Origin of the sequence: Jeotgalicoccus huakuii (genome assembly GCF_036665975.1) — a bacterium.
GTDB lineage: Bacteria > Bacillota > Bacilli > Staphylococcales > Salinicoccaceae > Jeotgalicoccus > Jeotgalicoccus marinus.
Window position 1 is genome coordinate 15,375 of the sequence record NZ_JAVIYN010000015.1, and the last position, 19,274, is coordinate 34,648.

Consider the following 19,274-nt stretch of genomic DNA (forward strand, 5'->3'; position numbering starts at 1 on the left):
TTAAACACTCCAATTAAATGAGATTAAAAATTCGATCTTTAATTAATTGCTGTGATTCTTCATCTCTACAAATGAGTAAGCACGTGTCATCGCCACAAATCGTACCAACGACCTCTTCCCACTCTAGCTGATCGATAATCGCACCAATTGATTGTGCATTACCTGGTAAGGTTTTTAAGACAAGTAAGTTACCAGTAAAATCTAACTTTACAAAACTATCCATTAGATAGCGGCCGAGCTTTTCTAATGGATGATACTGTCTATCCTTAGGCATGCTGTATACATATTCTCCACCTGGAGATGGTACTTTGATTAACTGTAATTCCTTAATATCTCTTGAGACAGTGGCTTGTGTAACATTAAACTTGTGCTCATTTAACTTATCTACAAGCTCTTCTTGTGTTTCAATTTTGTTGTTAGTAATAATTTCCCTAATCTTTATTTGCCTGATTGACTTGTTCGACATTGAAAATCCCCCTTGGTTAAAATCATGTGTATATTTATACATCATATTATCATAAGTTCATATACTTGGAAAGCAAAAACAGAAGACATCAACTATTTACAATAGTAGTGATGTCCTCTGTTCTGACTTGTTTATTATTTATATCTTCATTGCTAAGGTAGCATAAATATTCTACATTACCTTTGGTACCTTTAATCGGTGATCGGTCAAGTGAATACGCATATAGACCAATCTTGTTTGCTTCTTCAATCACTCGATTTATAACATGTTCATGGGTCTCTAAATTCGTTATGATTCCATGCGCTTCTCTTTCTTCAAGATAACTCTCAAACTGAGGTTTAATTAAAGCGACTATATTATAATCATGTTTAAACAACACTTCAATATGTCTAAGAATTGGAACAATGGAAGTAAAGGAAACATCAATTGTAATCAATTCAGGTAAATGAGTGAAATCATTAATACTTGTGTCTTTAAAATTGGTTTGTTCCATGACCTTAACATGTTCATCTATTCTAAGACTATAATCCAGTTGATTTGTACCAACGTCTACAGCATAGATGTAGGAAGCTCCGTGCTTCAATCCACAATCCGTAAATCCACCAGTCGATGATCCAATGTCCAACATGACTTTATTATTTAAATCTATATTAAAATGGCGTATTGCATGTTGTAACTTTAAACCACCACGTGATACATACTCTTTAACATTCTTAAATCTAATATTTGCTTTAGCGGGATCTAACTTATCAGAAGCTTTATAGACTAATTCATTATTATTTAATACTTTTCCCGCCATGATCATACGCTGAATGTCTGTTAATGAACCGATATTAAAGTGTTCATAAATATACTCATCAGTTCGCATTTTTTTCATGGCTACCCTCAACGATACGACAACTTTTATTTACGACATTTTCAACACTAATCCCGATGTCATTTAGTAGTAAATCAACATCACCATGTTCAATATATTCGTTATCAATACCTAATCTTTGTATGATATTTCGATACTTATTATCTGTAAAGTATGAGGAAATCATAGAGCCTAAACCACCTGTTAACATTGCTTCTTCAATAACAAAGATTGGCATACTGCTTGCACCTAATTGATCTAAGCACTCAAAATCTAAAGGTTTAATAAATCTAGCATTAATAACTTTAGCATTGATACCAAGCTCTTTAAGAGTTGTCGCTGCTTCAGTGAGCATTTGTAAAGTTGGTCCAAAGGAAATTAAAGCAATATCATTTCCATCTTCTAACACTTCCCAGCTACCATATTCAATCGGCGCTCTTTTTTCACTCGTATCTAAACCAAGGACATTACCTCTAGGATACCTAATTGCCATAGGGCCCTTAGTATTAAATGATAAATCAATCATTGCTGCAGCTTCTATCTCATCTCTAGGCATCATTAATGTGATATTTGGTAAAGGTGCAATGAAGCTAATATCAAAGACACCCTGGTGTGTTTCACCATCTGCACCAACTAGACCACTGCGATCTATACCAATTAAAACGTCTAAGTTCTGACGGTCAACATCATGTAAAAGCTGGTCGTAACCGCGTTGTAAAAAGGTCGAATAAATCGCTAGATAAGGTTTTAATCCTGCCGCAGCTAAACCACCTGCCATAGTTAAAGCATGTTGTTCAGCGATACCAACGTCAAAGAAACGTTCTGGTAATTCATTTTGGAACTTAGTAAGTTTACTACCAACAGGCATAGCAGGCGTTAAAGCAACGATACGATCATCCTTTTTGGCATGCTCTAAGACAGAGTTGGACATAAAGCCACTCCATGACTCTGTCTCTTTTTTACCAAGTACTTCTCCAGTTTCCATCTTATAAGGGCCTAAGCCATGCCAAACACCTAATTTATCATGTTCAGCTGGATGATAGCCCTTGCCTTTTTTAGTAATCACGTGAATGATAACGGGACCATCATACTCTTTTGAAGTTTTAATTGCGGCACCTAAGTCTTCGAAACTATGACCATCGACTGGACCAATGTATTTAATGCCAAGTTCTTCAAAAAAGACACCATCAACAAACATGTATTTAGTACTATCTTTTACTCGGTCTGCTAAATCTCTTAAAGTCGTTCCTACTTGTGGTAATTTCTCTATAAAGCCTTCAGCACCGTGTTTTAATTTATTATACTGTGTATTCGTACGCATGCGTCCAAGCATGTTGTGTAAGGCACCAACATTTGGTGCAATACTCATTTCATTATCATTTAAAATAATCGTCATATTCGTCTTGTCGCTACCGATATGATTTAATGCTTCTAAAGCCATACCGCCAGTTAAAGCACCATCACCAATAATTGGGACGACATGACTGTTTTCACCTTTAATATCTCTCGCTTTGGCAAATCCCATCGCTGCAGATAAGGAAGTTGATGAATGGCCCGCTTCCCATACATCGTGTTCACTTTCTCGCATTTTAGGAAAACCACATAAGCCTTCGTATTGACGAAGTGTAGGAAACTTATCGATTCTACCCGTTAGGATTTTGTGTATATAAGCCTGATGTCCGACATCGAAAATCAGTTTGTCAGTTGGCGAATCAAAGTACTTATGAAGGGCAATTGTTAATTCAACAACACCTAAGTTTGCTCCGATGTGGCCGCCTGTAATTGCACATGATTCTATTAGGAATTCCCTAATATCAGTTGCAAGTTCTTCGAGCTCCTTATCATTCAAGTTTTTCAGAAATGAAGGCTCTTCAATACTATATATATTCATATAGCAACCACCTTTAAATTTACTATTACTCATTATAACACTATATAGTACTCCCAAAAAGAAAAATGATAATTCATATACCTATGAATTATCATTGGTTTCTGTCAGCAAATATAGAGACAATTTGTCTTAATCCCTCTATGGAAATGTCTCTTTCTAATGTTTCAAGTATCATATTAGCCTGACTGACTTTTTCTTCTAATGCAGACTTTGCACCATCTAAACCAAGTTCGCTCACATAAGTGACCTTACCTTTTTTTACATCTGAACCAGAATTTTTACCTGTGAGTTCTACCTGACCCTCAATATCTAGAATATCGTCCTTAATTTGAAAGAGCACCCCGATAATTTCACTAAATCGTTCAAGTTGTGATCTAACCGATTCACTTGCATTAGCGATGATACATGCAGAAAGGACTGGTGCTTTTATTAAAGCTCCAGTTTTATAGGAATGTATAATTTCTAACGCTTCCAATGATGTCACTTTCTCTTCTGCTTCAATATCTAACATCTGACCGCTTATCATGCCTGACTGACCACTGGCAGTTGAAATGGTCTCGATTAATTTGATTCTCACTTCAGCAGATAGTGATTCATCTTTACTAATCACATTGAAACTTTCATTCAGTAGATTATCACCAGCTAATATCGCTGTCGCTTCTCCGAAAATAATATGATTGGTCGGTTTACCTCGTCTTAAGTCATCATCATCCATGGCTGGTAGGTCATCATGAATAAGAGAATAAGTATGAATCATCTCGATAGCAGAAGCAGCACTTAAGCCTTTCATAGGCGGTTCACCAAGTGCCTCTAATACAGTAAATAAAAGTGTTGCACGTAGGCCTTTTCCTCCTGCCTCAATGGAATATCGACTCGCATCAAATATAGTTGTTGAGTGTTTAGTATGTTCGAGATGAGCCAATATATTTTGCCTTACTTCATCTATATATCTATTCTCCATCTTCTGAATCTCCAACTAACTCTTCGACTTTTAATTCTGCATTTTTAAGAATATCATCACATTCTTTGGAAAGCTTGATACCTTCCTGATAGAGTTCGAGTGACTTTTCTAAAGATAAACCATCTTCATCTAGAGATTTTACGATTTTTTCAAGTCGTGTCATTTTCATTTCGAAGGTTGCTTCATTTTTTGTCATCTTCATTCACCTCTATAACCTCGGCAGTCACACTGCCGGTACTAAATGATATATCTACATAATCTCCCTTATTTAATTCATTTGCATCTGAAACAATTTTATTATTAAACGTTGTAAAAGAATAGCCTCTTTTTAGAATCTGTGTCGGACTAACAGACTCCAAAACTTGAATATTATTGTTTAAGGCCTCTGCTTTTTGTCTATGAACCTTTTTTACACCACGATAAAGTGCGTCACGATAACGATTTAATTCCTGTTGATACTTATTAATACTCGGTAACGGGCTCATGTAAGATAAGCTCGTATTTAAGCGATCAAGTTGGTGTTTAAATAGTGTTAGCTGCTTGACCATAGAACGTTCTAGGTTCTTATTAAAGTCGTGTAGTTTTTCAGTCTGTTCAATATATAGTAAATTAGGGTTCTTAAACTTATAATATGATGCGAGATTCTCTAGATGCTTATTATTATTGGAGATTTTATTTTTTAATAGGTAAGTCGTCTGACGATTAAATTCTTCTAACTTAACCTGTAAATCTCTTTGATTTGGTACAGCTTGTTCTGCAGCAGCCGTTGGTGTTGGTGCTCTTAAATCACTGACAAAATCGACGAGTGTAAAGTCTGTTTCATGACCCACACCAGTGATAATAGGCGTATTTAAATTAACAACGGTCATGGCAACATCCAGCTCATTAAAAGTCCACAAATCTTCAATCGATCCGCCACCTCGTGCAAGGATAATTGTGTCGACACCAAGTTTATCCGCTGCGATTAAATTATCCATAACACTCTTTTTACTAAGACCACCCTGAACATATGTATTGTAAAGTGACACTTTGACAAGAGGGAATCGTCTTGTCAATGTCGTAATCATATCCTTAATGGCTGCACTCGTACTTGAAGAAACAATCGCAATGTGTTCTGGGTATATTGGGATGGGCTTTTTTAAGTTCGCTTTAAAATACCCTTTTTCCTCTAGGTACTTTTTATTTTCTTCAAGTTTTAAGAATAATTGTCCGACTCCATCAATCTGCATTTCCTTAACATATAGTTGATACTGCCCTCTTTTTTCATAGAGTGTGATGTTTCCTGAAAGTAAGACGTTTTGTCCTTCTTCCGCTTTAAAATCTAGTTTTTCTGCATCATATCTAAACATGACTGCATTGATTACTGATGCGTCATCTTTAACTGAAAAGTAGATGTGGCCATTTGAATGGTGTTTTACATTCGATAGCTCACCTTTAAGAAAGACCCGTTGTAAATACGGGTCTTTGTCAAATTTATATTTAATATATTTTGTTAAAGATTGAACAGTTAAATACTTATTACTATCCATATAACTTACCCTTCATTTTGTACGGCAAAGTTCTTCAGTACACCATTTACAAAACGATGACTATCCTTATCTCCGTAATTTTTTGCAAGTCTGACTGCTTCATCAATAACGACTTTTACAGGTGAATCATGAACTTCCAATTCACTGATTGCGATACGTAAGATATTGCGTTCCACTTTTGAAATTCGATCGATCGTATATCCAGTAAGGCTGGATGAAATCTTACCATTTATACTTTCACCGTTTGCGAAATAATAATCCACTATGGCTTTTATAAACATCTCACTCTGATATACTTCATAATATTTAGCATTCGTTAAATCTACAATATCTTTGTCCGTTTGAAAAAGTAATTGGAATGCTTTTTGTCTTTGTTCATGTCTTTTCATGCTTACACCTAAACCTATCTGTATACTATTTTATAATGTTGACAATGTGCACGTTTACTTCATTGACAGTCACTTCTAACATATCATTTACTGTCTGTTTAACATTGTTTTGAATGCGCTCAGCCACGTTATGCACATTTCGGTCAGTCGATAAAACAACATAGATAGAGATATGAATTTTGTCATCTTTTGTTTCAACTCTGACACCGCGGCCTCGAAACTTCTTACCAATCTTTTCGATATTACCACTGGCAAAGTTATTTTGCAATGAGTGAACACCTTTAGTCTCTTCTACTGCGATGCTGGCAATTACTTCTATTACTTCACTAGAAATTTCAATATTGCCTAAAGCTGTACTATGATTTTCTAAAATCATTACGATCACCTCACATCATTATTATACCATGACACTACTGCTTATAAAAATAGTTTGACATTAAAATCGGACGCACACTACGCTTTGTAATATACGTCCGATTTCAATTTTGATTATAGTATTTATTTCATAATGTCTTCTTCTACTAAAAAGTTAGTATTGTAATTATTATCTATAAATGACTGGTTATCTAGAAGATTTTGGTGGAAAGGAATTGTTGTATCAATCCCACCTATGGTAAATTCTTTTAATGCTCTACGGGCAATGCTTAAGGCATCGTCACGGTCTTTTCCATGGACGATAAGTTTAGCAATCATTGAGTCATAGTAAGGAGGAATCACATAGCCTGCATATGAGGCTGTATCCATTCTTACCCCAAAACCACCTGGTTGTAAGAACTCAGTTATCTTACCTGCAGAAGGCATAAAGTTTTTATGCGGATTTTCTGCATTCACTCTAAATTCAAAAGCATGTCCTTCAAAATTAATATCACTCTGTTCGAATGGTAGAGGCTCGTGCATCGCAACTTGAATTTGTGCTTTGACAAGATCGACGCCTGTAATCATTTCTGTAACTGGATGTTCAACCTGTATACGCGTGTTCATTTCCATGAAATAGAATTTATGATCGTTTAAATCATAAATAAACTCTATTGTCCCCGCACCGATATAATCGATACTTTTAGCAGCACGTACTGCAGTTTCACCCATCTCTTGACGTGTTTTGTCACTGATTACTGGACTAGGTGCTTCCTCAACAAGCTTTTGCATTCTTCTTTGAACCGTACAATCTCTTTCACCTAGGTGCACAACATTACCATGATAGTCCCCAAGTACTTGAATCTCAACGTGCCTAAAGTTCTCAATAAATTTTTCGATGTATAAGCTCTTATTACCGAACGCACTTTCTGCCTCTTGTTCTGTCAGCTTATAATTTTGTGTAAGTTCATCTTTGTTGCGTGCGACGCGTATACCTTTACCGCCACCACCATAGCTCGCTTTGATAATAATTGGATACCCAATTTCATCTGCAATGGAATATGCATCTTCTAATGATTTTACGACACCATCACTACCTGGTACAGTCGGTACATTTGCTTCTATCATAGTTTGTTTAGCAACATCCTTAACACCCATTAATGAAATTGTTTCAGACATTGGTCCAATAAATATTAGATTGGATGTTTCGCACATTTCCGCAAAGTCACTATTTTCAGCTAAGAAGCCGTAACCAGGATGAATAGCATCACATCCTGTTGATTGTGCAATTGTGATAATACCTATCATATCCAGATAACTATCCTTCGATAATTTAGGTCCAATGCAGTATGATTCTGTTGCTAGTTTCCGGTGTAAACTATCTTCATCCGCCTCTGAATAAATACTAACAGTATCAATACCAAGTTCGTGACAAGCACGTATGATTCTTACCGCAATTTCTCCACGGTTCGCAATTAATACTTTTTTTATCATTTCAATCTGAATAATGGCTGATTGTATTCAACCATTTCCCCATCATCTACTAGAATCTCAACAATTTCACCGGATACTTCTGCTTGTATTTCATTAAATAACTTCATCGCCTCTAAAATACAAACGACTGACGAGCTTGAAACTTTATCTCCAACTTTTACATAAGCATCTGCTTCAGGTGATGGTGATTTATAAAATGTTCCTACCATCGGCGCCTTAATAGTTATGCCCTCATCTACAGTTTGTGTACTGTTGTTTGTTGTAAACTCTTGTTTTGGCATTTGTACTGGTTGTGGGCTTTGTACCTGGGTAGGTGTCAGCTCTCTTTTAAGTTTTATATCCACATCTTTATCTTTATATGAAATTTCAGTAAGTGAAGCACGTTCCATTTTTTCGATTAAAGAATCGACTTGTTCTAAATTCATTCGTAAACTCTCCCATAAAATAATATGTTAAACATTCTACACCGGTGGTCGTACCAATTCAAGTTAATTTTAAGAGCAGGAAAAACTGCTCTTAAATTTTTATGCTCTAGAAACGTATGATCCGTCTTCTGTGTTAACTACTAACACATCTCCTTGGTTAACAAAGAGTGGGACTTGTAGCGTCACACCAGTTTCAAGGGTCGCTGATTTTGAAGCACCACTTGCCGTGTCACCTTTGATGCCAGGCTCAGTTTCGACTACTTCAAGTTCAACAGTTTTAGGTAGTTCCACCCCAAGTGTTTCACCTTCATACATCATAATTGATACAGACATATTCTCTTTTAGGTAGTTTAATTCATGTTCTAATTGGTCTGCAGGGATTTCAAGCTGATCATATGTGTTGTTATCCATGAATACATGTGAACTTCCATCTGCATATAGGTATTGCATCTTATTATTGTCGATTTGAGCACGACCAACTTTTTCACCAGCTCTAAATGTTTTCTCTTGTGTTGCGCCAGTACGTAAATTTTTGAGCTTACTGCGTACAAAGGCAGCACCTTTACCTGGTTTTACGTGTTGGAAATCTAAGACTCTCCAAATTCCTCCGTCTGTTTCAATTGTTAAGCCTGTTTTAAAATCGTTTACTGAAATCATAATATTCCTCCTATACTATTCAATTATAAATAATTCTTTACTACTATGTGTTAATTTTTCTAGTCCATTTTCAGTCACAATGGCGTCATCTTCAATACGGACGCCACCGAGGCCATCAACATAGATACCAGGTTCTATAGTAATACACATTCCTGGTTCTAACACTGTATTACTCTTTTGTGATAAGCCAGGTTGTTCATGTACTTCTAGTCCAAAAGCATGGCCAAGTGAATGACCGAAGTTTTTACCATAACCATTAGCACTGATTACATCTCTTGAAATTGAATCAGCTTCCTTACCTGTCATACCCGCCTTAATTTCAGCTAAAGCCTTTAGCTGAGATTCTAATACAATATTATAGATGTTTTCCATTTCAGGAGAAACAGAACCGACACCAAAACTGCGCGTTATATCTGATGCATAACCTTTATAGTACGCTCCAAAATCTAGTGTGACCATATCACCTGACTCAATTACTTTATCAGAAGCGACACCATGCGGTAAAGCTCCTCTATATCCGCTTGCAACAATCGTATCAAAGCTCGGTCCACTGGCACCAAGTTTAGTCATATGCGCTTCAAGTTCATTTTTAACTTCTAACTCGGTCATACCTGGTTTGACAAAAGTCAAAATATGCTCATAAGTTTGGTCTGCAATCCTACACGCTTCTTTAATTAATTCCAGCTCTTCTGGAGTTTTAATCATACGGATTTCTTCAATTTCACCAGTTAGTGCAATGAGCTCAAAGGTATCATTCAGTTGTTTGTATGTATTATAATTTACATGTTCCCCTTCAAAACCGACTCTTTTTGCACCTGTTTCATTAAGCAAATCTACAATAGATTCTAATAAACCTTTTTCTTGTAAGACAAATTCAAATTCTGTCGCCTCTTGTTGTGCTTGTACATTATATCTAAAATCAGAGAGTAAGTAACGCTGATTACTCGTAATGACCAAGGCACCACTTGAACCAGTAAAACTGCTTAAATACCTTCTATTATGATCACTCATAATGATTAAGGCATCGAGATTTTCTCTTTCAATTAAAGCTTGAACTTTGTCAAATTTGATCATTTCCCAGTCACCCTTTCCATTACATCTTACATTAAAATAATTTCCATTTCATTTTCTTTTTATATTTTAACGCTAACATGTTAAAATAGTCTAATGATATATAGGAGAATGTGCAATGAAAAAAAGCCTCACTACGGCTGTATTTGTTCTGCTTCTAGCAGGATGTTCAGCTAACAGTCCAGAAGAATCTTTACAAGAACAAGAAGAATATAAAAGTGAACTCGAAAGTCTTTTACAAACTGAACAAGTCAGAAATCAACAATTATCCTTACACTTAGAAAATCTGGATACAGATATAGCAAATTTTGAACGCGATATGGATAATCCTAATGTCGATCAATATGTTAGCATTGTTGATACTTATAGTAATAGTTTGACTGAAGACTTAGAAAAACTCGATGCTTTTATTTTGACTTATCGAAATGATGAGGAAGTAAAAGCTGGTGAAGTTGTAAAAGTACGGGATTCAATTCAAGAAACGATTGAAACTTTTGATGATTCAGTCAGTGACTTAGAGTTAACAGATGTATTAGAAAGAGAAAATGAAAATATTGTACTCGCTAACGAAGAGATTGATGAGGCAGTTACTGATATAGCTGATGCAATTGCCAGTGATGATGTTGAGCTTTTAGACACTGCCGTCAATCAACTTAAACAGGCAACTGAATACCTATAAGAGGGATGGCTTAGATGACTAAAAAAATTTATGGTGGTCAGGCAGTACCAGAAGGTGTCATGTTCCAGTCTACAGATCATATTGCAACAGCGATCAGGCGCACGACTGGTGAAATTGATTACTTCGATATGCCAAGACCCAAGAACAAAAATTTAATTAAACTTAAAAAAATCCCTTTCATAAGAGGTATTGTTGCGATTTTTGAGGCAGTCGTATACGGTATGAAGCCGATGGACTTCGCAACAGATCGCTATGAGCGTGATCCTAAAGACGACTACAAAATAGAGACTGAAAAAAATAATACAAGTACTGCTAAAGTTGCGATTACAACAACAATCATTGCAATTTTCACCTTCTTATTTGCAAAATTTGTACTCACCCTTGTACCCGTCTTTATTGCAGAAGTATTTTCAGGCGTAATTACTGGTAAATTTGGGCAAGTATTCTTAGAAACATTAATAAAACTCATCATTCTACTCGGTTATATCTATCTCTTATCATTGACCCCAATGGTAAAAAGACTCTTTCAATATCACGGTGCAGAACATAAGGTCATTAACTGTTATGAAAATGACTTAGAATTAACAGTAGAGAATGTACAAAAGCAATCACGACTTCATTATAGATGTGGTAGTTCTTTTATATTATTTACTGTACTTGTTGGCTTTGTAATTTATATGTTCGTTCCGATGGAACCCTTTCATGTAAGAATTATTAACCGAATTTTACTTATTCCAGTTGTACTCGGCGTGTCTTTTGAGGTTTTACAGATAACAAATAAATTGCGTAGCGTACCTGTGTTAAAATACTTAGGGCAACCAGGTTTGTGGTTACAGTATTTAACAACTAAAAACCCTAAAGATGACCAGGTTGATGTTGCGATACATTCTTTTAATCACCTATTAAGGAGTGAAAAATAATGAAAAGAGCAATTTTAATTATCATTCTCGCTATTGCTGCTATAGGTCTTTTGATGAATTTAGATGCTGTCTTAAGCATGATTGTTAGTTCACTCATATTCCTATTAGTATTAGGTTTGGTCTTGTACGGCATTTACTATTTCTTTATCTTAACTGAAGACCAAAGAAAATATAGAAAAGCCCTTAGACAAGCTAAGAGAAGAAGAAAGAAAAAATAATTATAGATTTTAAGGAGAGTTTAAAGTGGAAAGTTTGATTATTGCATTAATCATCTTAGCAGTTATTATTATCGCGCTTGTTATCAATGCTTATATTAGCATGCGAGGCGTGAACATGCTATCTGAAGAAGAATTTGGAAAGGATCTAAGAAAGGTTCAATTGATTGATTTAAGAGAGAAAGATAAATTTAACCATGGTCATATTCTTGGGGCAAGAAATATTCCCCTTTCTACCTTCCAAATGAAAAAAGGTGGCATTCGTAAAGATCAACCGGTTTTTCTATATGATCAAAATGGAAGAACTGCACTAAGAGCTGCGCGTATGTTGAAAAAAGACGGTCATAAAGATATCAATATTTTAAAACAAGGTATCGCCAAATGGACAGGTAAAATCAAATCTAAGAACAAATAAGAAAAATCCTAAGAAAAATCCAGCGATTAAAAATCGCTGGATTTTTTATTAAATACTTTATTTAAAGATAAAATCTTAGTTTTTGTGGAATGGTGATTTTACAAATTTAGCAGGTACTTCTTTTTTACGAACTTGAACAACAAATTCCTTATCCAATTCGTAGAAGTCAGTATCTACTAGAGCAAAACCAATTGAACGTTTACTTGTTGGTGACTGTGTACCACTTGTAACATATCCAACTTTGTTGCCTTCTTTATCGAATACTTCATAGTCAGTACGTGCAATACCTTTGTCTGTTAACTCAAAAGCAGAAAGACGACGTGGTGCACCGTTTTCTTTTTGGTCTTTCAGGACACTTTGTCCAATGAAATCACCCTTATCTACTTTGACTGCAAAGCCAATACGTGCCTCAATTGGTGAGATTTCTGGTGTTAGGTCTTGACCATGTAATGGTAAACCAGCTTCAAGACGAAGTGTATCTCTAGCACCCAGACCACATTCAACTGCACCATTTTCAACGAAAAGTTTCCATAAGGCTAGTGTATCTTCGGGTTTGCAGTAAAGTTCAAAGCCATCTTCACCAGTGTAACCACTTTGTGAAATAATCACTTCTTTACCATCCACTTTTCCATCTTTAATGAAATTAAACATTTTAAGTTCAGATAGGTCTGAATCAGTAAATTTCTGTACTAAAGCTCTAGCATTAGGTCCCTGTACAGCAAGTTGACCATATTCACTAGAAACATTTTCTACAGTTACATTGTAACCTTCTACAGATTTCAGCCATTCAAAATCTCCGTCAGTGTTACCTGCGTTTGGAATAAGTAGATACTCATTGTCACCAAGTTTATAAACAACTAAATCATCAATTACGCCACCATTTTCATTTGTGATTGTAGTATATTGAGCTTTAACGTCTGTTAGCTTAGTAACGTCATTTGTAAGCGTGTAGTTTAAGAATGCTTCAGCATCTTCGCCAGTCACGCGGATTTCACCCATGTGACTTACATCAAAAATACCGATATCTTCTCTCACTGCAGTATGTTCTTCTTTGATACTTGAGAATTGTACAGGCATTTCCCAACCACCAAAATCAACTAGCTTTGCACCTTGTTCATGATAGTATTCATTTAAAGGTGTTCTCTTCAATTCACTCATCCAAAAATCCTCCTTAAATAAATATAACAGGTCAGTTTAATGCTGGCCTGTTGAAAATCTCTTCAGGATGACGTCCAAACATTGTCCTTTTGCCTGAGAGATTCACCAGTTATGGCTTGCTCCTTCGGCGGCATTTTAATACACTCTCCAATGTTTTTCAATCGTCTGTATATTATTGAATCCGTATTCATTATACTCATATTTTATTCATCTTTGCAAGCTGCAAAGCTTATTAGATAAGCATTCAATACAAATTAGCTAGAATATTATCAACTGTTTCATCAATAGATTTATCAGTAGAGATTTCATGATCACAAAGTGCTCTATATTTATCAAGTCTAGATTCATATAAGGCTTTTACTTTTTCCTTGTCTTGATTACCTAAGGGACGTGTTTTGTCATTATATATTCTTTCATACATGTCATCAAATGGCGCATTCAAGAAGAATACTTTTAAATTATTTTGCTTTTTTAATAATTCAAAAGACTGATCAAAAGAGACAATACCCCCACCAGTTGAAAGAATTATATCTTCTTTTAAATTTAAACTGAGTGCCTTATACTCATATTCTCTAAATGTTTTCTCTCCAGATTCTTTAAATATTTCAGGTATACTCTTGTTTGCAAGCTCTGGTATAACATCATCTAAGTCTACTAATTCTTTTTTGAGTGTATAAGCCAAAGCGTTTCCAATCGTAGTTTTCCCAGAACCCATAAAACCGATTAAAATCATTCTAAAACTCCTCTTTATATTAAATTACTGATTTGATGGACGTAAATCTCAATTAGATTCATACGAATATCAAGAATTAATTGAAATCTTTCATAGTAATAATAATATACACCGATTAAATAAATAAGTACAAAGTATACTGATAGACTAAAAAATCCTTTAGAGTTTAAATTCAAGTTTTTCATTTTGTACACCTTCTATATTTATGACAATGCTCGACTTAGATTCTTCTACATCAAAATTTTTAACATTATACATAAGGGTAACAAAACCACTGTTATCTATACTTTTAATGATTCTGTTAGCGGAAAAATGATAGCTGACTATTCTTTTACCACTCTTAAAGTTGACACTCTTACTATTGTTTACTTCTATCTCGTCTGTAGATTCGTATGTGTTTCCAATATCTAGTATGAAGACATCGAAGTCATAATTATCTTCATGCAATTTAATATTGTTCAAGGTTGTCAATAATTGAGGTAATGTGAGTGTAATTAAAGTAACCACCATCAGTGATAATAGTAATTCGACATAGCTAAATCCTTTCATGGACATAAGTCACTTAATCTTTCTTTACACTTTATTTCATTTATTTTATGTTCGTTTTTTGCAAAGTCTATAAATTCATCCTCTTCCATTAATAAGCTTTTAATATAAAGGTGCCTGTAAAACTCGACTTGGTTTTGGCTATAGTCATCTATTTTTTGAATATGTAAAATAGCGGGTATTAGCATTATGACGGTGCTAAAGATGACTAAGGATAGTATACTGTCAAAGAGTAAGAAACCATCATTTTTCAATTCTAAACCTCCCCTTTTGAATCTGCATAACGATTTTGACACTATTGTTATTGCATATCATATAAACAGTGCCGAAAGCTGTAGTATCACCTAAAGTATTATAGGAGAACTGCTCTAAACCGTAATTTTGAAGTTTACAGATATCTAATTTATAGCCATTCACTTCGTTTCTTTTTGCATCTCTTACAATAACTTTATTGTTTTGCCTATCGAAATTTACTGTAAATAAAGTGGACTCAGCCTGTGCCTTCATCTGAGTCCCTTCTAATAGGTAGCTAATATTTAACAGTTCGTCATCAACCGACTTTACCTTGTATTTTGGGAGACTTCCGAAAGTTAAAGATAAAAGAATGCTGACGACCATTAAGGTCATCAGCATCTCTACCATTGTAAAACCTTTAAGAACGGACAGCTGTGCCATTTGTAATTGTAATAGAGTCACCATTTTGGCAACTGATTTGATCTGTAGACAGATAAGTCGGCACAAGTGTATCTACACTCGTCGGAGGCGATCCTTCATTTAAAGTATAAGCTTCTATTTGACTTTGCACCATTTTAACTTGAGCATCACAACCTGTGTCTTGTACATTACGACTCTGTGCTGCAATATTTGGAATGATTAATATAATCAGAACCGAAATAACTAGCAATACTAATAACATTTCAATTAAAGTAAATCCATCTTCTTGTTCTTTAAATTTTCTTATTAATGCACGTCTCATTTTATTTCCTCCTAAGATATTGTAGATAACATATTAAAAATAGGCATAACGATGACAAGGTATAAACAGATGATTAAGAGCCCTAGAATTAAAAATATTATCGGTTGAATTTTCTGTGTCATTTTTTCAATTTTAAGAATGATATTTTCTAATGTGTATTCACTATAGATAATCAATTCTTTACCAACATTACTGTTATACTCTCCGTGATTCACGAAGATAGTCAGCCTATGATCTAAGAGCGGTATTGATTCAATGGATTTACCAAGTGTATTTCCAGTTAATAGTTCTTTTTCAATCATATTGGCCGTAAAAGACAAGTACCGATTAATAGTCTGAGTCTTAAATAAAAGAATGATTTCCTTAACTTCAAGACCATTATTTAGAAAATAGCCAAATTCTCTAGAAAATCGATATGTTATATAGTATTTAAAATAAGTTTTTACAAGAGGAATTTTAAGTAGAATTGAAACAGCCATTTTAGTATTCTTTAGCTTGAATACAAACCAGATATATATAATAAAAATGAGAAGGAGTCCCACAATAAATAAAACAGCGTGTGGAAGATAGTTTAAAACCAGAGTTAATATATAAACTAAAAAAGATTTTTCAGCCTGCATAGCTGTATATAACTCATTAAATTGAGGAATTACGGTGTAATTTAATAAGATCAACATTATAATGAATATGCCTATGAGCACTAAAGGATACTGAATCGCCTTTATCAACTTTTCTTTTGTTTGTCTCCTCCGCTGTAAATAAGCACCAGATTCATATAAATTTTCAATGATTTCACCATGGATTTCAGCAAACGATACTTGCATGATAATCGATTTTGAAAAACCTAAACGCTTAAGTAAAGTTGATATTGATGCACCTTCTTCTAGTAAATTTAATATTTCCTCTTTATCTTTCTTTGTTAAAACCTCGTATTGCTCAAGTAAAAATTTCATAGCTTGGTACATGTTAAAACCGCTACTCAGTAAATCTCCGAGTTTAATTAAAAAATGAGAATCGTGCTTTTTTAACTTATTGGAGGATCCGCTGGTAATGTTGATATTCTTCATCATTCATTCCACTTTCTTGATGGATAAGTGCTAATTTATCTATTAGGGTGTTATAAGTAACTGTTTCACCTTTCAAAAATTTTTCAACGTCTTTACTTTCTATATATTCACAGATAATAAAGCTTCTTTTAGCTGTATGAATCAGCCTTTGATTTACGATTAGAGAAATACTCTCAGCCATTTCTTCTTTGAATAAGCCATAGTCTTGAAGTCTAACTAGTGTGCTTAGCGCACTTTTACTATGAAAGGTGCTCAGTACTAAATGCCCAGACAAGCTTGTTTTAATTAACTCCTCCGCAATGGTTTTGTCTCTAATCTCTCCAAACATAATAATGTCAGGATCACAGCGTAAGACCCCTCGAATTAAAGGTGCATATTCAAGTTTTCCTTTCTCATTAATTTCAACTTGGACAAGTCCAGGCACCTCATATTCCACAGGATCTTCAATACTGATCACTGCTTTTAATCCTTCATCTGCGATTTCCTTAATCAAGCGGTACATCACTGTACTTTTGCCTGATCCAGTTGGTCCAGTAAACAATATAAGTCCCTGAGCCTTTTTCATATACTCCGATAAAAAGATATAATCCTTTTTATCATAAAATAATTCTCTTGAAGTTTGACGATCATTATTGTTCAAAATTCTAATGACAACCGACTCCCTTAGAATTGTCATAGGTAAGGTGCTTATTCTGACGCTGATTTCACCATGTTCTAATTGAATTGTTGTTCGACCGCTTTGTGGTACTTTGTGTTCATTGATATCTAGTTCTGTAATAAACTTTAAATAATTAATCAATCGCTTGAACGTATCACCGTCTAATAGTTGCAATTGAACCATCTGACCTTTGATTCTTAATTTTACTGTGCCACCGGACTCGTCCAATGTGATATGTATATCACTCGCTGACTGGTTGTGAGCTTCTGTCAGAATACTTTCAACTAAAGATTTCATAAAATACACCTCCTACCCTATATATACGAAAAAAATGCTCATTTACTTTTTTTCAGACACTTAAATACAATCTTTATAAAACCGCTTTACTTTTTACACAGTTTAACTGACAATTGTAATTTAATGTCAAGAGAAATTATTGAAAGATGCTTAATTCCTATTTACTTTACTCGAGTACTTATCTATAATTATATTTAATGATATGTGAAATTATTCAGGTGGGAGGACGTATCACATGGATAAAGTATTTAAAATGCTAGGCTTCTGGACAGCAATGTTTGCGATTCTTTTCTACGTTGGAGACATGGTCACAATGACTATTTTCTTTGTCGTACAAACTGGCTTGTTCGTTCTACTTGGCTATATGAAATTAACTGAAAGAATGTATATGTATATTTTTGCAGCGTACTTGATTTTATTCTTCGTTGGCTTTACATACTATACAACATTCCTATTAGAACCATCATTTGGAAACCAGCACTAAAAAGAAGGCAGGAACGAGATTTCGTTCCTGCCTTTTTATAATGACTTATCTTACATACGGATTATTTTGTTTTTCTTCCCCGATAGTTGTTGGTACATTGTGTCCAGCATAGACAGTGGTATCTTCAGGGAGCTTGAAAAGTTTCTCTTTAATAGAATACTGTAATTCATCATTAGAACCACCAAATAAATCTGTACGCCCAACACCATATCTGAATAAGACGTCACCAGATACAATAAAGTCATCAAATTTATAAGACAGAGATCCTGGTGAATGACCTGGTGTATGAATGACTTCAAAATTAAAGTCTGCAATAGAATGCTTGCCTTCATTCAGTAACTTAGGTGTTGCTTTAGAAGTAATTGGATGCTTATAACGTATTGAACCATTCTTTTCAATGTCAGTAAGCCAAGTGCGTTCTATATCAGACATGTAAACATCTGCTCCACTGTATTCAATCACCTCATCTAGGGCACCAAAATGATCATAGTGAGTATGAGTCAGTAAGATAGCACTGACTGGTAAATTGATGTCTTTAAGTTTACTTAGAATTACTTCAGGTTCTGCAGATGGATCAAAAACTAACAACGATTTGCCATCACTTAAAATATAGCAGTTCGTTGAAAGATCACCTAAAGGTAAACGCGTAATATTCATAAAATCATCCTCCAAAAATATACTCGACAAATCTATATATTAATTATACAATATTCTTAAGTGATTGTTTAATGAGAAATATTAGGGGGTCAATTCAATGCCTTTCTTCGATACTGGAGAATTATTCACAATTGGTGGCGTAACAATAAGAATTGGTATTAATGCGCTAGCAATCTTAATGGGCTTAGTAGCAGTATTTGGTATCATTGGTCTTTTAAACTCAATGAAAGCTAAAAACTTGTTAGCTGCTGGATTCAGTGGTCTTACATTTGTCGTTTTTGGATTATGGACAGTAGCTACTATATTTACATTTGGTTATCCTGACTTAGGAAACTAAGTTCAAAAAAGCCGTTCCCTTTTAAATGGAACGGCTTTT

The 19,274-nt window shown here is 34.6% G+C and carries 27 protein-coding genes and 1 riboswitch; of the genes, 6 read left to right on the plus strand and 21 right to left on the minus strand.

Translation table 11 applies throughout. The features are described 5' to 3' along the window. Nucleotides 1–13 precede the first annotated feature (13 nt). The 12 genes from ahrC to V6E76_RS08590 form a co-directional block, all read right to left on the minus strand. Entirely contained in the window at nucleotides 14–466 is a 453-nt protein-coding gene (gene ahrC, locus V6E76_RS08535; protein WP_026866369.1) for a transcriptional regulator AhrC/ArgR, read from the minus strand. Between the two features lie 88 nt (nucleotides 467–554). Beyond that, nucleotides 555–1,343, minus strand: coding sequence for a TlyA family RNA methyltransferase (locus V6E76_RS08540; protein ID WP_247352164.1), 789 nt, complete (start codon nucleotides 1,341–1,343; stop codon nucleotides 555–557). Continuing rightward, nucleotides 1,324–3,213 (minus strand): 1-deoxy-D-xylulose-5-phosphate synthase, encoded by a 1,890-nt coding sequence (gene dxs, locus V6E76_RS08545; RefSeq protein ID WP_247352162.1) that lies wholly within the window; start codon nucleotides 3,211–3,213, stop codon nucleotides 1,324–1,326. Before dxs ends, V6E76_RS08540 begins: the two co-directional genes overlap by 20 nt. Before the next feature lie 91 nt (nucleotides 3,214–3,304). Then, complete coding sequence (locus tag V6E76_RS08550) at nucleotides 3,305–4,174, minus strand: polyprenyl synthetase family protein (RefSeq protein WP_247352161.1); 870 nt, start codon at nucleotides 4,172–4,174, stop codon at nucleotides 3,305–3,307. Continuing rightward, nucleotides 4,164–4,376, minus strand: coding sequence for an exodeoxyribonuclease VII small subunit (xseB, locus tag V6E76_RS08555; RefSeq protein WP_499797787.1), 213 nt, complete (start codon nucleotides 4,374–4,376; stop codon nucleotides 4,164–4,166). The genes V6E76_RS08550 and xseB overlap by 11 nt, the downstream gene beginning before the upstream one ends. Then, nucleotides 4,357–5,703, minus strand: a complete 1,347-nt coding sequence (xseA, locus tag V6E76_RS08560; RefSeq protein ID WP_247352159.1) for an exodeoxyribonuclease VII large subunit — start codon at nucleotides 5,701–5,703, stop codon at nucleotides 4,357–4,359. Before xseA ends, xseB begins: the two co-directional genes overlap by 20 nt. Before the next feature lie 5 nt (nucleotides 5,704–5,708). Next, nucleotides 5,709–6,092 carry a transcription antitermination factor NusB gene (nusB, locus tag V6E76_RS08565; protein ID WP_247352156.1) on the minus strand — a complete coding sequence of 128 codons (384 nt, stop codon included), beginning with the start codon at nucleotides 6,090–6,092 and terminating at the stop codon, nucleotides 5,709–5,711. Between the two features lie 25 nt (nucleotides 6,093–6,117). Beyond that, entirely contained in the window at nucleotides 6,118–6,468 is a 351-nt protein-coding gene (locus V6E76_RS08570) for an Asp23/Gls24 family envelope stress response protein (RefSeq protein ID WP_026866376.1), read from the minus strand. A 122-nt stretch (nucleotides 6,469–6,590) separates the two neighbouring features. Further along, nucleotides 6,591–7,937, minus strand: coding sequence for an acetyl-CoA carboxylase biotin carboxylase subunit (gene accC / locus V6E76_RS08575; RefSeq protein ID WP_247352187.1), 1,347 nt, complete (start codon nucleotides 7,935–7,937; stop codon nucleotides 6,591–6,593). Further along, the gene (accB, locus tag V6E76_RS08580) at nucleotides 7,937–8,365 is read right to left on the minus strand and encodes an acetyl-CoA carboxylase biotin carboxyl carrier protein (RefSeq protein WP_247352154.1); all 429 of its coding nucleotides are present in this window, start codon (nucleotides 8,363–8,365) and stop codon (nucleotides 7,937–7,939) included. Before accB ends, accC begins: the two co-directional genes overlap by 1 nt. Nucleotides 8,366–8,464: 99 nt before the next feature. Continuing rightward, nucleotides 8,465–9,022, minus strand: coding sequence for an elongation factor P (efp, locus tag V6E76_RS08585; RefSeq protein ID WP_247352152.1), 558 nt, complete (start codon nucleotides 9,020–9,022; stop codon nucleotides 8,465–8,467). Nucleotides 9,023–9,037: 15 nt separating this feature from the next. Further along, nucleotides 9,038–10,096 (minus strand): aminopeptidase P family protein, encoded by a 1,059-nt coding sequence (locus V6E76_RS08590; RefSeq protein ID WP_247352150.1) that lies wholly within the window; start codon nucleotides 10,094–10,096, stop codon nucleotides 9,038–9,040. A 115-nt stretch (nucleotides 10,097–10,211) separates the two neighbouring features. Between V6E76_RS08590 and V6E76_RS08595 the strand changes: the two genes are divergently transcribed. The 4 genes from V6E76_RS08595 to V6E76_RS08610 are packed head-to-tail and all read left to right on the plus strand — an operon-like array spanning nucleotide 10,212 to nucleotide 12,322. After that, the gene (locus V6E76_RS08595) at nucleotides 10,212–10,772 is read left to right on the plus strand and encodes a membrane lipoprotein lipid attachment site-containing protein (RefSeq protein WP_247352148.1); all 561 of its coding nucleotides are present in this window, start codon (nucleotides 10,212–10,214) and stop codon (nucleotides 10,770–10,772) included. Between the two features lie 14 nt (nucleotides 10,773–10,786). Beyond that, on the plus strand, nucleotides 10,787–11,692 hold the full coding sequence (locus tag V6E76_RS08600) for a DUF1385 domain-containing protein (RefSeq protein ID WP_247352146.1): 906 nt from the start codon (nucleotides 10,787–10,789) through the stop codon (nucleotides 11,690–11,692). Then, entirely contained in the window at nucleotides 11,692–11,910 is a 219-nt protein-coding gene (locus tag V6E76_RS08605; protein WP_026866383.1) for an SA1362 family protein, read from the plus strand. Before V6E76_RS08600 ends, V6E76_RS08605 begins: the two co-directional genes overlap by 1 nt. Nucleotides 11,911–11,935: 25 nt before the next feature. After that, on the plus strand, nucleotides 11,936–12,322 hold the full coding sequence (locus V6E76_RS08610; protein WP_247352143.1) for a rhodanese-like domain-containing protein: 387 nt from the start codon (nucleotides 11,936–11,938) through the stop codon (nucleotides 12,320–12,322). Between the two features lie 75 nt (nucleotides 12,323–12,397). Here V6E76_RS08610 and gcvT read toward each other — a convergent pair whose 3' ends face one another. From gcvT to V6E76_RS08650, 8 genes are all read right to left on the minus strand, one after another. Continuing rightward, complete coding sequence (gcvT, locus tag V6E76_RS08615) at nucleotides 12,398–13,480, minus strand: glycine cleavage system aminomethyltransferase GcvT (protein WP_247352141.1); 1,083 nt, start codon at nucleotides 13,478–13,480, stop codon at nucleotides 12,398–12,400. A gap of 71 nt (nucleotides 13,481–13,551) precedes the next feature. After that, nucleotides 13,552–13,641: riboswitch (glycine riboswitch) on the minus strand. Between the two features lie 83 nt (nucleotides 13,642–13,724). Next, nucleotides 13,725–14,213 (minus strand): shikimate kinase, encoded by a 489-nt coding sequence (locus tag V6E76_RS08620; protein ID WP_247352140.1) that lies wholly within the window; start codon nucleotides 14,211–14,213, stop codon nucleotides 13,725–13,727. A 159-nt stretch (nucleotides 14,214–14,372) separates the two neighbouring features. Then, nucleotides 14,373–14,768 (minus strand): competence type IV pilus minor pilin ComGF, encoded by a 396-nt coding sequence (locus V6E76_RS08625; protein ID WP_499797789.1) that lies wholly within the window; start codon nucleotides 14,766–14,768, stop codon nucleotides 14,373–14,375. Beyond that, nucleotides 14,759–15,013, minus strand: a complete 255-nt coding sequence (locus V6E76_RS08630; protein ID WP_247352133.1) for a hypothetical protein — start codon at nucleotides 15,011–15,013, stop codon at nucleotides 14,759–14,761. The genes V6E76_RS08625 and V6E76_RS08630 overlap by 10 nt, the downstream gene beginning before the upstream one ends. After that, nucleotides 15,003–15,434, minus strand: a complete 432-nt coding sequence (locus tag V6E76_RS08635) for a type II secretion system protein (protein ID WP_247352132.1) — start codon at nucleotides 15,432–15,434, stop codon at nucleotides 15,003–15,005. Before V6E76_RS08635 ends, V6E76_RS08630 begins: the two co-directional genes overlap by 11 nt. After that, nucleotides 15,412–15,735: a competence type IV pilus major pilin ComGC gene (comGC, locus tag V6E76_RS08640; RefSeq protein ID WP_247352130.1), complete on the minus strand. Its 324-nt coding sequence runs from the start codon at nucleotides 15,733–15,735 to the stop codon at nucleotides 15,412–15,414. The genes V6E76_RS08635 and comGC overlap by 23 nt, the downstream gene beginning before the upstream one ends. A gap of 11 nt (nucleotides 15,736–15,746) precedes the next feature. Then, nucleotides 15,747–16,805 carry a competence type IV pilus assembly protein ComGB gene (gene comGB, locus V6E76_RS08645; RefSeq protein ID WP_499797790.1) on the minus strand — a complete coding sequence of 353 codons (1,059 nt, stop codon included), beginning with the start codon at nucleotides 16,803–16,805 and terminating at the stop codon, nucleotides 15,747–15,749. Next, complete coding sequence (locus V6E76_RS08650) at nucleotides 16,765–17,757, minus strand: ATPase, T2SS/T4P/T4SS family (RefSeq protein ID WP_247352125.1); 993 nt, start codon at nucleotides 17,755–17,757, stop codon at nucleotides 16,765–16,767. The genes comGB and V6E76_RS08650 overlap by 41 nt, the downstream gene beginning before the upstream one ends. A 235-nt stretch (nucleotides 17,758–17,992) precedes the next feature. Between V6E76_RS08650 and V6E76_RS08655 the strand changes: the two genes are divergently transcribed. Continuing rightward, entirely contained in the window at nucleotides 17,993–18,241 is a 249-nt protein-coding gene (locus tag V6E76_RS08655) for a DUF2626 family protein (protein WP_026866393.1), read from the plus strand. Nucleotides 18,242–18,286: 45 nt separating this feature from the next. Here V6E76_RS08655 and V6E76_RS08660 read toward each other — a convergent pair whose 3' ends face one another. Then, nucleotides 18,287–18,898: an MBL fold metallo-hydrolase gene (locus tag V6E76_RS08660; RefSeq protein ID WP_247352122.1), complete on the minus strand. Its 612-nt coding sequence runs from the start codon at nucleotides 18,896–18,898 to the stop codon at nucleotides 18,287–18,289. Between the two features lie 97 nt (nucleotides 18,899–18,995). On the opposite strand from V6E76_RS08660, the gene V6E76_RS08665 reads away from it, so the two are divergent. Continuing rightward, a complete protein-coding gene (locus tag V6E76_RS08665) occupies nucleotides 18,996–19,235 on the plus strand; it encodes a DUF2759 domain-containing protein (RefSeq protein WP_247352120.1) in 240 nt (79 codons plus the stop codon). The last annotated feature ends 39 nt before the right edge of the window (nucleotides 19,236–19,274 follow it).